General features: G+C 73.1%; 10 protein-coding genes. 1 reads left to right on the top strand and 9 read right to left on the bottom strand.

Annotated features, from left to right (window positions below; genetic code table 11):
* Nucleotides 1-185: 185 nt before the first annotated feature.
* The 6 genes from whiA to uvrA all read right to left on the bottom strand — a co-directional run bounded on the left by whiA (nt 186) and on the right by uvrA (nt 9,052).
* The gene (gene whiA, locus AC3ERT_RS07070) at nt 186-1,163 is read right to left on the bottom strand and encodes a DNA-binding protein WhiA (protein ID WP_103884000.1); all 978 of its coding nucleotides are present in this window, start codon (nt 1,161-1,163) and stop codon (nt 186-188) included.
* On the bottom strand, nt 1,154-2,173 hold the full coding sequence (locus AC3ERT_RS07065; RefSeq protein ID WP_335973536.1) for a gluconeogenesis factor YvcK family protein: 1,020 nt from the start codon (nt 2,171-2,173) through the stop codon (nt 1,154-1,156). Before AC3ERT_RS07065 ends, whiA begins: the two co-directional genes overlap by 10 nt.
* A gap of 2 nt (nt 2,174-2,175) precedes the next feature.
* Nucleotides 2,176-3,033 carry an RNase adapter RapZ gene (gene rapZ / locus AC3ERT_RS07060; protein WP_335974149.1) on the bottom strand — a complete coding sequence of 286 codons (858 nt, stop codon included), beginning with the start codon at nt 3,031-3,033 and terminating at the stop codon, nt 2,176-2,178.
* A gap of 287 nt (nt 3,034-3,320) precedes the next feature.
* Nucleotides 3,321-5,465, bottom strand: a complete 2,145-nt coding sequence (gene uvrC, locus AC3ERT_RS07055; protein ID WP_435173207.1) for an excinuclease ABC subunit UvrC — start codon at nt 5,463-5,465, stop codon at nt 3,321-3,323.
* A gap of 59 nt (nt 5,466-5,524) precedes the next feature.
* On the bottom strand, nt 5,525-5,956 hold the full coding sequence (locus tag AC3ERT_RS07050; RefSeq protein ID WP_335973541.1) for a Rieske (2Fe-2S) protein: 432 nt from the start codon (nt 5,954-5,956) through the stop codon (nt 5,525-5,527).
* Between the two features lie 117 nt (nt 5,957-6,073).
* Nucleotides 6,074-9,052: an excinuclease ABC subunit UvrA gene (uvrA, locus tag AC3ERT_RS07045; protein ID WP_435173206.1), complete on the bottom strand. Its 2,979-nt coding sequence runs from the start codon at nt 9,050-9,052 to the stop codon at nt 6,074-6,076.
* A 245-nt stretch (nt 9,053-9,297) separates the two neighbouring features.
* On the opposite strand from uvrA, the gene AC3ERT_RS07040 reads away from it, so the two are divergent.
* Complete coding sequence (locus AC3ERT_RS07040; protein WP_335973549.1) at nt 9,298-9,954, top strand: MBL fold metallo-hydrolase; 657 nt, start codon at nt 9,298-9,300, stop codon at nt 9,952-9,954.
* A 62-nt stretch (nt 9,955-10,016) separates the two neighbouring features.
* Here AC3ERT_RS07040 and AC3ERT_RS07035 read toward each other — a convergent pair whose 3' ends face one another.
* From AC3ERT_RS07035 to AC3ERT_RS07025, 3 genes are all read right to left on the bottom strand, one after another.
* Nucleotides 10,017-11,066 (bottom strand): cytochrome c oxidase assembly protein, encoded by a 1,050-nt coding sequence (locus tag AC3ERT_RS07035; protein ID WP_335973551.1) that lies wholly within the window; start codon nt 11,064-11,066, stop codon nt 10,017-10,019.
* A 138-nt stretch (nt 11,067-11,204) separates the two neighbouring features.
* The gene (locus tag AC3ERT_RS07030) at nt 11,205-12,269 is read right to left on the bottom strand and encodes a TerC family protein (RefSeq protein WP_435173204.1); all 1,065 of its coding nucleotides are present in this window, start codon (nt 12,267-12,269) and stop codon (nt 11,205-11,207) included.
* 109 nt (nt 12,270-12,378) lie between these two features.
* Nucleotides 12,379-14,298, bottom strand: coding sequence for a TerD family protein (locus AC3ERT_RS07025; RefSeq protein WP_435173203.1), 1,920 nt, complete (start codon nt 14,296-14,298; stop codon nt 12,379-12,381).
* Between the last annotated feature and the right edge of the window lie 24 nt (nt 14,299-14,322).

The raw sequence follows: 14,322 nt of genomic DNA, 5'->3' as shown, positions 1-14,322 counted from the left end.
CGATCTCCTCGCTCAGTCGCCGGAGTCCCTCTCCGGCTGCGAAATATGGGATGTCCCCGACCACCCACGACCCTACCTCCCCGACGTGTACGAGGTGACATCGGCAAGCCACGTCGCGGCCACACCGCGGCAACACGCCGGGGCCGGGCGGCCGGAGCACCCGCGCCCGGGAGGAGGGACGGGACTCAGCCGACCATTTCCTCGGTGAGGTTCGCCTCGGTGCCGGGCATGCCCAGGTCGGACGCGCGCTTGTCGGCCATCGCCAGCAGCCGCCGGATGCGCCCGGCCACCGCGTCCTTCGTCAGCGGCGGCTCGGCCAGCGACCCCAGCTCCTCCAGCGACGCCTGCTTGTGGTCCATCCGCAGTCGGCCCGCGGCGGCGAGGTGCTCGGGCACGTCGTCCCCGAGGATCTCCAGCGCGCGCTGCACCCGGGCGCCGGCGGCGACCGCGGCCCGCGCGGACCTGCGCAGATTCGCGTCGTCGAAGTTCGCGAGCCGGTTCGCGGTCGCGCGCACCTCGCGCCGCATCCGGCGCTCCTCCCACGCCAGCACCGAGTCGTGGGCACCCAGCCGCGTCAACAGCGCGCCGATCGCGTCACCGTCACGGACGACGACGCGGTCCACGTTGCGCACCTCGCGGGCCTTCGCCGGGATCTGCAGCCGGCGCGCCGCGCCGACCAGTGCGAGCGCCGCCTCCGGCCCGGGGCAGGTCACCTCCAGAGAGGACGAGCGGCCGGGCTCGGTGAGCGAGCCGTGCGCCAGGAACGCGCCGCGCCAGGCCGCCTCCGCGTCGCAGGTCGCCCCGGAGACCACCTGCGGGGGCAGCCCGCGGATCGGGCGGCCGCGCCCGTCGACCAGCCCCGTCTGCCGGGCCAGCTGGTCGCCGCCGGCCACCACCCGCACGACGTACCGGCTGCCGCGGCGCAGCCCGCCCGGCGCCATCACCACCAGGTCCGAGGCGTGCCCGAAGATCTCCAGGATGTCCTTGCGCAGCCGGCGCGCCGCGATACCGGTGTCGAGCTCCGCCTCGATCACGATCCGGCCGCTCACCAGGTGCAGGCCGCCCGCGAAGCGCAGGATCGACGAGACCTCCGCCTTGCGGCAGCAGGTCCGGGTGACGGGGAGCCGGGAGATCTCGTCCTTCACCGCTGCCGTCATCGCCATGGGCCGATCCTTCCACGCATACGAAAAATCCGGTCATACGCGGCCGCCAACGACTCGGGGTCGTGCCGCGGCCCGTCGGGGGCGGCGACCCGGGCCAGTTCGACCGTAGCGCCCAACTTCTGGGCGGCCTGTTCCAGGCTGTCCCGATCGGGTACGGCGGCTTCGTCGGCGAGAACCACGTCGATGGTGAGTTTAGGGGCGTGTCGGCCCAAAACCTCCAAGTGACGCTGCGGAGAAAAACCTTCGGTCTCTCCCGGCTGCGGCGCGAGGTTGAGCGTGAGCACCCGCCTGGCCCTGGTCTGCGCCAGCGCGTCGGCCAACTCCGGTACCAGCAGGTGCGGAATGACCGAGGAGAACCACGAACCCGGGCCGAGCACCACCCAGTCGGCGTCCATCACCGCCTGCACCGCCTCCGGCACCGCCGGCGGGTCGGCCGGCACCAGCTGCACCTGCTGCACCTCGCCGGGCGTCAGCGCGACCGTGGCCTGCCCGCGTACGGTCGAGACGGTGTCGGGCCGCGCCGGGTCGTGGCCGCGGACGATCGCCTCCAGCTCCAGCGGCACCGCCGACATCGGCAGCACCCGGCCGTGCGCGCCCAGCAGCCGTCCCACCCACTCCAGGGCGGCCACCTCGTCCTTCAACTGCTCCCACAGCGCGACGATCAGCAGGTTGCCCACCGCGTGCCCGTGCAGGTCCCCGCCGCTGACGAAGCGGTGCTGGAGCACCCGCGACCAGGTCTGCCCCCACTCGTCGTCGCCGCACAGCGCGGCCAGCGCCTTGCGCAGGTCGCCTGGGGGCAGCACGCCCATCTCCGCGCGCAGCCGCCCGCTGGAACCGCCGTCGTCGGCGACCGTGACCACCGCGGTGAGGTCGCCGGTGATCCGGCGCAGCGCGGCCAGGGAGGCGGACAGGCCGTGGCCGCCGCCCAGGGCGACCACCTTCGGCGGTACCCCGGACCGGCGGCCCGGCGCGGCGTCCTTGCCGCCGCGGCGCCGCCGCCTACCCGTCATGATCACTCGCGCCCCATGTCCCTGTGCACGGTCACCGTCTCCACTCCGTCCGCCGCCAGCCGCGCCGCGAGCCGTTCCGACATCGCCACGCTGCGGTGCTTGCCGCCGGTACACCCGACGGCGATGGTCACATAGCGCTTGCCCTCGCGCCGGTAGCCCGCCGCGATGATGTGCAGCAGCTCGGCGTACCGGTCGAGGAACTCCTTGGCGCCGGGCTGGTTGAACACGTACGTGGCGACCTCGTCGTTGAGCCCGGTGAAGGGCCGCAGCTCCGGCACCCAGTGCGGGTTGGGCAGGAAGCGGCAGTCCACCACCAGGTCGGCGTCGACGGGCAGCCCGTACTTGTAACCGAACGACATGACGGTGGCCCGGAGTTCCGGCTCCTCCTCACCGGCGAACTGCGCGTCGAGTTTGGCGCGCAGTTCGTGCACGTTGAGACTGGAGGTGTCGATCACCAGGTCGGCGTCGCCGCGCAGTTCGCGCAGCAGGTCGCGCTCGGCCGCGATGCCGTCCACGATCCGGCCGGCGCCCTGGAGCGGGTGCGGGCGGCGCACCGACTCGAAGCGGCGCACCAGCGCGTCGTCGGACGCCTCCAGGAAGATCACCCGGCGCTTGACGCCCTTGGTGGCGAGGTCGGCGAGCGACTCGCGCAGGTTGTCGAAGAACTGGCGGCCGCGGACGTCGACCACCACGGCGATCCGCGCCACGTTCCCCTGGGAGCGGGCGCCGAGGTCGACCATGGTGGGGATGAGGGCGGGCGGCAGGTTGTCCACGACGAACCAGCCGAGGTCCTCCAGGCACTTGGCCGCGGTGCTGCGGCCGGCCCCGGACATGCCGGAGATGATCACGAGTTCGGGGATGGCCGCGCCGGACTCCCCGCCGGCCCCGGCCTCGCCGGGGGCGCTGCCGGGCTGGTCGGTGCCGTGGTCGCTGCGGTGCGCTTCGATGGTGCGGTCCCCGTCGGTGGTGCGGACGTCGTCGATCGTACGGTTGTCATCGGTGCCGTCGGTATCGCCGGTGCCGCCGGTGCGGTCGGTGCGGTCATGGGTACGGCCGCCAGGCGCGCCCTGGTCATGGGCGTGTCCGCCGGCCCGTTCGTCGGCGGCGGCCGCGTCCGGCAGCCCGGTCCTCGGTTCTTCCTGGTCGCTCATCTGCTCTTCCCCCGATGGTCGGACGGTTCTTCCACGGGCCCGGCGGGCCGTACGTCGCTGTCCTCGATGATCTCGCCGGTCGCCGTGTTCACCGCGGGCCCGCCGGGCGCGGCGGCGGCCAGCGTGGCGACGACCGTCTCGGCCGTGACGCGGCCGATCCCCGGCACCTCGCAGATCTCCGCCACGGTCGCCGCCCGCAGCCGCTTCAGCGAGCCGAAGTGCTTGAGCAGGGCCTGCCTGCGGGTGGCGCCGAGCCCGGGCACGGTGTCCAGGGCGCCGGCCTTCATCGACTTGGAGCGCTTGCTGCGCTGGTAGGCGATGGCGAAGCGGTGCGCCTCGTCGCGCACCCGCTGGAGCAGGTACAGGCCCTCGCTGGTGCGCGGCAGGATCACCGGGTCGTCCTCGCCCGGCAGCCACACCTCCTCCAGCCGCTTGGCCAGCCCGCAGACCGCCACGTCGTCTATGCCGAGCTCGGCCAGGGCCCGGCTCGCGGCGGCGACCTGCGGCCGGCCGCCGTCGACCACGACCAGCTGCGGCGGATAGGCGAACTTGCGGGGGCGGCCGGTGTCCGGGTCGATCGGCCCGTCGACCGGCCCCGAGCCGCCCTCGTCCGCGGCCTCGGCGCCCTCGAACGCCGGCCCGTCCCCCAGCGGCCCGCCCCCGGCCGCCGCGGCGGCCGGTCCGTCCTCCTCATGCTCCTCCCACTCGCTGGTGCGCTGCTTCTCCTGGAGGTAGCGGCGGAACCGGCGGGTGATCACCTCGTGCATGGACCGGACGTCGTCCTGCCCGGCGAACGTCTTGATCTGGAAGCGGCGGTACTCGCTCTTGCGGGCGAGGCCGTCCTCGAAGACCACCATGGACGCGACCACGTCGTCGCCCTGGAGGTGGCTGATGTCGTAGCACTCGATCCGCAGCGGCGCGGTGTCGAGGTCAAGGGCGGTGGCGATCTCCTCCAGTGCGCGGGAGCGGGTGGTCAGGTCCGAGGCGCGCTTGGTCTTGTGCAGGGCCAGCGCCTGCTGCGCGTTGCGCTGCACGGTGGCCATCAGGTCCTTCTTGTCGCCGCGCTGCGGCACCCGCAGGCTGACGTGCGAGCCGCGCCGCTCGGCCAGCCACTGCGCCACCGGCTCGGTCGGCTCGGGCAGCGCGGGGACCAGCACCTCCTTGGGTACGCCGCCGCTGCCGCCGGACTGCTCGGCGTCGCCCAGCTCGTCGCCGTACAGCTGCTGGAGCGCGTGCTCGACCAGGCCCGCGGTGTCGACCGCCTCGACCTTGTCGGTGACCCAGCCGCGCTGCCCGCGCACCCGGCCGCCGCGGACGTGGAAGATCTGTACGGCCGCTTCGAGTTCGTCCTCGGCGACGGCGATCAGGTCGGCGTCGGTGGCGTCGGCGAGCACCACCGCGTTCTTCTCCATGGCGCGGCGCAGCGCCTCGATGTCGTCGCGCAGCCGGGCCGCCTGCTCGTACTCCATGGCGGCGGCCGCGTCCTTCATGCGCTGCTCCAGCCGGCGCAGGTAGGTGCCGGTGTGGCCGGCCATGAAGTCGCTGAACTCCTCGGCGAGTTCGCGGTGGTCCTGCGGGCTGATCCGGCCGACGCAGGGCGCGGAGCACTTGCCGATGTAGCCGAGCAGGCAGGGCCGGCCGATCTGCGCGGAGCGCTTGAACACCCCGGCGGAGCAGGTGCGGACCGGGAAGACCCGCAGCAGCAGGTCGACGGTCTCGCGGATCGCCCAGGCGTGGGCGTACGGCCCGAAGTAGCGCACGCCCCTGCGCTTGGGCCCGCGCATCACCTGGACCCGCGGGAACTCCTCGTTCATCGTCACCGCGAGCGAGGGGTAGCTCTTGTCGTCGCGGTACTTGACGTTGAACCGCGGGTCGAACTCCTTGATCCAGGAGTACTCCAGCTGGAGCGCCTCGACCTCGGTGGAGACCACCGTCCACTCCACGGAGGCAGCGGTGGTGACCATGGTGGCCGTGCGGTGGTGCAGGTGGGTGATGTCCTGGAAGTACGACGACAGGCGCTGGCGCAGGCTTTTCGCCTTGCCGACGTAGATCACCCGGCGGTGCTCGTCCCGGAACTTGTAGACCCCTGGGGAGTCGGGGATCTCGCCCGGCTTCGGTCGGTAGCTGCTGGGGTCTGCCATGCCTTCCACCCTACTGTCGGGGCCTGACGGTCCCGGGACGATCCGGACGCGTGGGGAGGTCAGGCCCCGGGGCCTGCGGTCAGGCGGCCGCCGGCCGCCTTGACGTCGACGGCCGGCAGGGCCTTGTCGGCCGGGCCGCGCACCACGGCGCCGGTCTCGGCGTTGAACTCGCTGCCGTGGCAGGGGCAGGACGCGGTGGTGCCGTCCACCGTGTCGAGCACGCAGCCCTGGTGGGTGCAGACCGCGCTGAACGCCTTGAAGGTGCCCTTGCTCGGCTGCGACACCAGCACCTTGTCCTCGCGGTAGAGCTTGGCGCCGCCGACCGGCACCGCGGTGGCGGCGCCGAGGTCCACCTGCTTGGTCGGCCCGTCCGCGGAGTCGCTCTTCTTGCCGCCGCAGGCGCTGAGGCCGACCTCGGCGGCGCCGACGGCGCCAGCCAGGGCCGCGCCGCGGAGAACGGTCCTGCGGGTGGCGGGCAGTTCGGTGGACATGGGGTGCTCCAGGTGCGGGATGTGGCCGGTCTTGCGGTCGGTACCTTACGGCCCGCCGCCGGGCGCCCACGCCACGGCATGCCGTGCGCGCCCGACCGGGTCCATCCGCCGGTGGTCCTACGCCTTGGCGGCCCGTTTGCGGGGCGCCGCGGTCTTCTTGGCGGCGGTGGTCTTCGCCGCCGCTGTCTTCGCCGCGGCGGTCTTCTTCGCCGGGGCGCGCTTGCGCGGCGCCGGCACGGCCGCGTCGCTGACCGCTTCCGGGCTGAGGATGTCCCGCAGGAACTTGCCGGTGTGGCTGGCCGGGACGCCCGCGATCTGCTCCGGGGTGCCCTCGGCGACCACCAGCCCGCCGCCGCTGCCGCCCTCGGGGCCCATGTCCACCACCCAGTCGGCGGTCTTGATCACATCGAGGTTGTGCTCGATGACGATCACGGTGTTGCCCTTGTCGACCAGCCCGGAGAGCACCTTGATCAGCTTGCTGATGTCCTCGAAGTGCAGGCCGGTGGTCGGCTCGTCGAGGACGTAGACGGTGCTGCCGGTGGCGCGCCGCTGCAACTCGGAGGCGAGCTTGACCCGTTGGGCCTCGCCGCCGGAGAGTGTCGGCGCGGGCTGGCCGAGCCGGACGTATCCGAGGCCGACTTCGTTGAGGGTGCGCAGGTGGCGGGCGATGGCGGGCACCGCCTCGAAGAAGTCGAGCGCCTCCTCGATCGGCATGTCCAGCACCTCGGCGATGGACTTGCCCTTGTAGTGCACCTCGAGGGTCTCCCGGTTGTAGCGCGCACCGTGGCAGACCTCGCACGGTACGTACACGTCCGGGAGGAAGTTCATCTCGATCTTGATGGTGCCGTCGCCCGAGCAGTTCTCGCAGCGGCCGCCCTTGACGTTGAAGGAGAAGCGGCCGGGCAGATAGCCGCGGACCTTCGCCTCCATCGTCTCGGCGAAGAGCTTGCGGACGTTGTCGAAGACGCCGGTGTACGTGGCCGGGTTGGACCGCGGGGTGCGGCCGATCGGCGACTGGTCGACGTGCACCACCTTGTCCACCAGGTCGTCGCCGTCCACCCGGGTGTGGCGGCCGGGGACGCTGCGCGCGCCGTTCAGCTCGCGGGCGAGGTGGGTGTACAGGATGTCGTTGACCAGGGTGGACTTGCCGGAGCCGGAGACGCCGGTGACCGCGGTGAGCACGCCCAGCGGGAAGGACACGTCGATGTCCTGGAGGTTGTGCTCGCGGGCGCCGTGCACGGTCAGCCGCCGGGAGCGGTCGATCGGGCGGCGCAGCTCCGGGGTCGGGATGGAGCGCTTGCCGGAGAGGTACTGGCCGGTCAGCGACTCGTCGTTGGCCAGCAGCTCCTTCAGGGAGCCGGAGTGGACGACCTTGCCGCCGTGCTCGCCGGCGCCGGGGCCGATGTCCACCACCCAGTCGGCGGTCTTGATGGTGTCCTCGTCGTGCTCGACGACGATCAGGGTGTTGCCCAGGTCGCGCAGCCGGACCAGGGTCTCGATCAGCCGGTGGTTGTCGCGCTGGTGCAGGCCGATGGACGGCTCGTCCAGGACGTAGAGCACGCCGACCAGGCCGGAGCCGATCTGGGTGGCCAGCCTGATCCGCTGGGCCTCGCCGCCGGACAGGGTGCCCGCGGCGCGGTTGAGCGAGAGGTAGTCCAGGCCGACGTCGACCAGGAAGCGCAGCCGCTCGTTGACCTCCTTGAGGACGCGCTCGGCGATCTTCCGGTCCCGGGCGGCGAGCTTCATCCCGGCCAGGAATTCGGCGCAGTCGCTGATCGACATCGCGGCGACGTCGGCGATCGACTTGTCCTGCACGGTGACGGCCAGCACGATCGGCTTCAGCCGCCGGCCCTGGCAGGTGGGGCAGGGCACCGCCCGCATGTACCCCTCGAAGCGCTCGCGGCTGGAGTCGCTCTCCGACTCGTTGTGCCGGCGGCGAACGTAGGGGATCACGCCCTCGAAGTGCGTGGTGTAGGAGCGCTCGCGGCCGAAGCGGGTCTTGTACGCCACCCGGACCTCGGACTTGTGCCCGTGGAGCAGCGCCTTCTTGGCGCGGGCGGGCAGCCCGGCGTACGGGATGTCGGTGCGGAAGCCGAGCTCCTCGGCGAGGCTCTGCACCAGCTTGTCGAAGTACCCCTTGGACATGCCGCCGGACCAGGGCGACAGGGCGCCCTCGTCGAGCGACTTCTGGTCGTCGGGGACGATCAGCTCGGGGTCGATCTCCATCCGGGAGCCGATGCCGGTGCAGTCCGGGCAGGCGCCGAAGGGCGAGTTGAAGGAGAAGGAGCGCGGCTCCAGCTCCTCGAACGACAGGTCGTCGTACGGGCAGTAGAGGTGCTCGGAGAACATCCGCTCGCGCTGCGGGTCGTCCTCGGGCAGGTCGACGAAGTCGAGGACGACCATGCCGCCGGACAGTCCCAGCGCGGTCTCCACGGAGTCGGTGAGGCGGCGCTTGGCGCTGTCCTTGACGGTGAGGCGGTCCACGACCACCTCGACGGTGTGCTTCTCCTGCTTCTTCAGCTTCGGCGGGTCGGTGAGCTGGATGGTGGCGCCGTCGACCCGGGCCCGGCTGTAGCCCTTGGTCTGGAGGTCGGAGAAGAGCTCGACGAACTCGCCCTTGCGCTCGCGCACCAGCGGGGAGAGCACCTGGAAGCGGCTGCCCTCCTCCAGCTCCAGCACCCGGTCCACGATCGCCTGCGGGGACTGCCGCGCGATCGGGCGGCCGCACTGCGGGCAGTGCGGCTTGCCGATCCGGGCGAAGAGCAGCCGGAGGTAGTCGTAGACCTCGGTGATGGTGCCGACGGTCGAGCGGGGGTTTCGGGAGGTGGACTTCTGGTCGATCGAGACGGCCGGCGACAGGCCCTCGATGAAGTCCACGTCGGGCTTGTCCATCTGCCCGAGGAACTGCCTGGCGTAGGACGAGAGCGACTCGACGTACCGGCGCTGGCCCTCCGCGAAGATGGTGTCGAAAGCGAGCGAGGACTTCCCGGAACCGGACAGGCCGGTGAAGACGATCAGCGAGTCCCGGGGCAGGTCCAGCGAGACGTTCCGGAGATTGTGCTCGCGAGCGCCGCGGACGGTGAGTCGGTCGGCCACGCCAGTGCACCTTTCCGTAGGAGGGGTGATGAACAGTCTGCTACCCCCCGAAAAGCGTAAACGGGGAGCGGCCGGCTTTTCTTCCAGTCGGACCTCTTGCCGGCCCTGGCGCCGCCGTCGGTACCGGCCGCGGCGACATCTACGACCCTATAGCACGTGCATTCGATTTCCGGGCTTCCGCTACCCGTTTCACCCGATCGTGTGGCGCCCGCGGCCCCGTTGCCGCAGGCCCTACGCTGGTGCCCATGGCGTATACGGGAGAGGTCACGGTCGGCGGCAAGCCCGACGTGCACGAACTGGAAGACCTGATCATCACGAAGATCGCGGTCGGCCCCATGAACAACAACGCGTACCTGCTGCGCAGCCGGGCCACCGGCGAGCAGCTGCTCATCGACGCGGCCGACGACGCGGGGGCCCTGCTGGAGGCCGTCGGCTCCGATGGTCTCACCTCCGTGGTCACCACCCACCAGCACGGCGACCACTGGCAGGCGCTCCAGGACGTGGTGACGGCCACCGGCGCGGCCACGTACGCCGGGCGCGAGGACGCCCCGGGCATCCCCGTCCCCACCGGCACCCTGCTCGACGACGGCGACACCATCCCGCTGGGCCCGCTGCGCCTGACCGTCCGGCACCTGGTGGGCCACACCCCCGGCAGCATCGCGGTGATCTACGACGACCCGCACGGCCACCCGCACGTGTTCACCGGCGACTGCCTGTTCCCCGGCGGCGTGGGCAACACGCACGACGACCCGGCCGCCTTCACCAGCCTGCTGGACGGAGTGTCGGCGAAGCTCTTCGACGCGCTCCCGGACGAGACCTGGGTCTACCCCGGCCACGGCAGCGACACGACCATCGGCGCCGAGCGCCCGCACCTCGCGGAGTGGCGCGAGCGCGGCTGGTAGGCAGCGCCGGTCACCCTCATCGCGGCCGGGGCCCCGTCAGGTACGGGCCCCGGCCGCGCCGCTCAGCGCCCCCGGCGCATCCGCGCGCCGATCTCGCCCTCGTCCGTCTCCCACCAGGGGCGGGTGGTCGCCGGCACCTCGGCCGCCGCCGCGGCCACGGGAGCGGCGGAGGCAGCGGCACCAGTGGGAGGGGCCGCCTGCGGGATCTCGGGCGCCGCCACGGGCGCGGGCGCGGTCCGCGCGGCCTCGCGGTCCAGGGCCGCGTCGAGCGCCGCGGTCCGGTCCCGCTCGGCCCGCCACCACTCCAGGAACACCAGCAGCAGGAACGGCAGCCCGACGAGTTCGGCCAGCGCCAGCATGAGGCCGCCGCCGAGCATCTGGTCCCGCCGCACCGACGGCCCCCAGTCGCGGCCGTGCGCGTGGTACCAGTTCCCGGCCACGAGGGTGCCGCTGGTCATCACGACGATCCCCGGCACCGAGTCGAAGAGCCCGTCGAGGAAGACCAGCAGCGCGCGCACCGGGTGGCTGCACCAGCGCGGCAGCATCTCCTGGCGGCTGAGCATCGGCAGCACGAACAGGCAGCCGGTGAGCAGCAGTTGCAGGTGCATCAGCTGCCGTACCGCGTCGTTCGCCAGCGAGTGCGCGAAGTACGGCGTGAAGTAGATGGTCAGTTCGGAGACGAGCACCAGCACCGAGCTGATCAGCGGGTAGGTCAGCGCGCGCACCGGGCGGGAGGAGAACGCGCGGTGCAGCCGCCCGCCGGGGGCGGCCAGGCCGATCGGGTCGCCGAGCGCGAGGCCGAGCGGCGCGAACAGGTCGAGCAGGATGTTCTGCACCGCGGCCGGCCAGAACAGCACCCGGTTGTAGACCGCCAGCGCCGACATGGTCGCGAAGACCACGGTGCCCAGGCCGAAGACGTAGAACAGCGCGGCCCGCCACAGCGGCCAGCGGCCGCCGGACGCGAGCCTGCGCCGTACGCCGTAGCCGTATGCCAGGGCGAGCAGGAGGACGGCGGCCAGCGCGACGCCGTCGAGGTGCCAGGTGCCCAGGAAGCGGCTCCCGGTCAGCTCGGGCAGTGCCTGGAAGCCGGGTGCGGCTGCCGTGGTCGCCACATCTGCGCCTTTCGCGGGGTCCGGGACCGACGCTGACACGCTAGTCCCCGGCCGGACGCGGCCCGACGCAGGGGGGCGGGTGCGGGCGGCTGTGTCGCGGCTTCCGTAGCGCTCCCCGGGGGCTGCGGCACGGGCCCGTCAGAGGTCCGGGCCGCGTTCGCGGACCTGCCGGCCCGTCTCCCGTCCGCCCTGGTCAGCGCCACTGTCGACGGGACCCTGACGGGACTGCTCCCCCACGGTCGGCGCCCCCGCCGGGACCCCTCGGCGGCCGGCGAGCAGGCTCGTGGCGGTCGTCACCGCGAGCACCGCCAGGATCACCCCCAGGGAGACGGGGACGGAGATCTGCGGCACGTGCGCCCCGGTTTCGTGCAGGGCGTGCAGCAGCAGCTTGACGCCGATGAAGCCCAGGATCACCGACAGCCCGTACGACAGGTGCACCAGGCGCCCCAGCAGCCCGCCGATGAGGAAGTACAGCTGGCGCAGGCCCATGAGCGCGAAGGCGTTGGCGGTGAAGACGATGTACGGGTCCTGGGTGAGGCCGAAGATCGCCGGGATCGAGTCGAGCGCGAAGAGCACGTCGGTGCTGCCGATGGCGAGCATCACCACGAGCATCGGGGTCATCAGCCGCTGCCCGTTCTCGGTGACGAACAGCAGCGTGCCGTGGTAGCGGCTGGTCGACGGGACGCGCCTGCGCACCGCCCTGAGCAGCTTGTTCTCCTCGAACTCCCCCTCACCCGCGGGCGGTCCCGCGATCGCCTCCCGGACCAGCTTCCAGGCGGTCCACACCAGGAAGGCGCCGAAGACGAAGAACACCCAGGAGAAGGCGGCCACGATCGTCGCGCCCGCCGCGATGAACACCGCGCGCAGCAGCAGCGCGATGAGCACGCCGACCAGCAGGACCCGCTGCTGGTAGGGCGAGGGCACCGAGAACCTCGCCATGATCAGCACGAAGACGAAGAGGTTGTCGACGCTGAGCGCCTTCTCGGTGACGTAGCCGGCCAGGAACTCCCCGGCCGGGGCGGCGCCGCCGAGGAGCAGCAGCCCGACGCCGAACAGCGCGGCGAGCACGACCCAGACCGCGGTCCAGACCCCGGCCTCGCGGACGGACACGTCATGGGGGGTGCGGCCGATGAGGAAGTCGGCGCCGATGAGGGCGATCAGCCCGGCGATGGTGAGCGACCAGACGGTGAGGGAAACATCCACGGGGTCTCTCTCCGGCGGTCTCGGTCGGTCAAGTGACCTTACCCGAATCGCCAAGAGACGGTAAAGACCGCCGCCGGGGCGAGGCCGCGCCCCGCCCCGCCGGGCACCCTCACATGCCGTATGCCGGGCGCGCCGCCGCCAGCTTGTGCAGCACCTGCGCCACCACCTGGCTGCCCGGCGGCACCAGCGCCGGTTCGTACGTCCACGCGTGGCCCACCCACGGGTCGGCGAGGTGGTCGCTGGGCAGCGGGGTCAGCCGCAGCATCGAGCGCCACAGCGGGTCCAGCACCGGCCCGTACGCGGAGGCGTCGTCCCGGTCGGCGACCAGCAGCAGGTGGACGCCCGCGGCGGGCCCCTCGTCGGCGAGGTAGCGCAGCTGGTTGACCGCCCGGTCGTCGAAGCCGTACGGGAACTCGTTGACGATCAGGAGCTGCTCGGCCTGGTCGAAGCCGGGCGGCAGGGCGTCGGCCGCGCCGCCGCGCATGGCCATGTGGAGCAGGTCGACCCGCGCGGTGAGGCGGCCGAGCACCTCGCTGACGCCCGCGGCGCCCGCGGCCGGCGGCGGCAGCGCCAGGGCGCCGCCGGCGTACAGCGGGGCGAGCGCGCCCGAGGCCGAGCCGGCCGGGTCCAGCGCGTGCATCGCGAAGCCGCCGGCCGGGTGGCAGGCGGTCAGCCGGGCGGCGATCGCCACGGCGACCTCCAGCGCCTTCCCGCGGTCCTCGGCGCTGTCGACCCACAGGCCGCGCTCCAGCGGCAGCCGGACCAGCAGCGGGATGTCCAGCTCGGGTGCCTCGGGCACGGTCAGGCCGCCGAGCCGCACCGCGATCGCCGGGCGCCCCGGCACCTCGTAGGCGTGCCAGGCCGGGTTCTCCCAGCCCGCGAAGGCGGGCGGCAGCGCCGGATCGACCACCTCGGCCTCGGCGGCGAGCTGGGCGAGGTCGCGGTCGAGGACCGCCCGCGCCTGGTCGATCAGCGCGACCCGCTTGGTCATCGCCTGGTCCCGGGCGGCCTCGGCCTGCGCGCCGCCGCGGGTGCGCGGATCGGCCAGGAGCGCGTCCAACTCCTGGTCGTAGCGGGACTGCGCGAAGTCCTCCGCGCTGCGGTAGGCGGCGACGGTACGGGCCAGGTCCTCGAACATGCCCCAGATCTGGTTGTGCAGCCGCTCCTCCATGCTCCAGCCGCCCGCATCCCCGGCGACGGGGGCGGGCGGGCCGGTGGGAGCGGCGGCCGGGGCGGGCTGTGCGGCCGGGGCGGAGGCCGCGGGCGGCTGCGGTGGGAGCGGCGGGGCGGCGGCCGGGGACGCGGGGGCCTGGGTGTCCTGGGCATCTTGGGCGGCCGGACGGCGGCGCGGGTGGCGGTAGTCGACCGGGCCGGACCGCGCGGGCGCACCGGGCGCCGGGACGGCCGGCGGGGCGGCGGGCGGTACGGGGGCGTCCACCGAACGGGACTGCTCGCGGTCGACCGCCTCATGGATCTCGTCCGCGACGGTACGGGCGTCGGGCACACCCTGGTCGAGCAGCAGCGCGGGCAGCCCGCCGTCGTACCCCTGGCCGACCGCGCGGACCTTCCACGCGCCCTGCCGCCGGTACAGCTCCACGGCGAGCAGGGCCGTCTCGCTGCCGAGGCCGGTGAGGGTGCAGCCGGCGATGGCGGTGCCGTCGGGGGTGGTGACGGCCACGTGCGGGGCGGGCGCGGCACCGAAGTTCGCCGGGGCGCCGGCCCGGCCGGCCGGCAGGGCCAGCAGGATGTGCACCCGGTGCACCTGCTGCGGCATGGCGCCCAGGTCCACGGCGAGGCGGTGCTCGGCGGCGGCCTGCCGCGGCACCTCCACGCCGGGCAGCTGCGGCGCGCCGGGGTGGGCCAGCCACTCCCGGCCGGCGGTGGGGTCGGCGCCGTCCGGCCCGACGGCGCGGCCGTGCTCGTCCCCCAGGGTGACCGCGGCCACCACCGGGGTCCCTGCCGACACCCGGATCTCCAGCCGGTTGCCGGGCAGCGGGTGGTTCTGCCCCCGGACCAGTTCGGCCGTCATGCCAGCCGCCCCCTGCTTTTCGTT

It is taken from the genome of Actinacidiphila sp. bgisy145 (assembly GCF_057708125.1).
Note: the sequence above shows the minus strand (reverse complement) of the source record. Positions and strands in the feature narration are given on the sequence as shown.

Excerpts from the sequence above, each read along its gene's own strand:
- whiA (WP_103884000.1), bottom strand. The coding sequence starts at position 1,163 with ATGGCGATGACGGCAGCGGTGAAGGACGAGATCTCCCGGCTCCCCGTC.
- AC3ERT_RS07040 (WP_335973549.1), top strand. The coding sequence starts at position 9,298 with ATGGCGTATACGGGAGAGGTCACGGTCGGCGGCAAGCCCGACGTGCAC.
- uvrC (WP_435173207.1), bottom strand. The coding sequence starts at position 5,465 with ATGGCAGACCCCAGCAGCTACCGACCGAAGCCGGGCGAGATCCCCGAC.
- AC3ERT_RS07050 (WP_335973541.1), bottom strand. The coding sequence starts at position 5,956 with ATGTCCACCGAACTGCCCGCCACCCGCAGGACCGTTCTCCGCGGCGCG.
- AC3ERT_RS07065 (WP_335973536.1), bottom strand. The coding sequence starts at position 2,173 with ATGACGGGTAGGCGGCGGCGCCGCGGCGGCAAGGACGCCGCGCCGGGC.
- AC3ERT_RS07025 (WP_435173203.1), bottom strand. The coding sequence starts at position 14,298 with ATGACGGCCGAACTGGTCCGGGGGCAGAACCACCCGCTGCCCGGCAAC.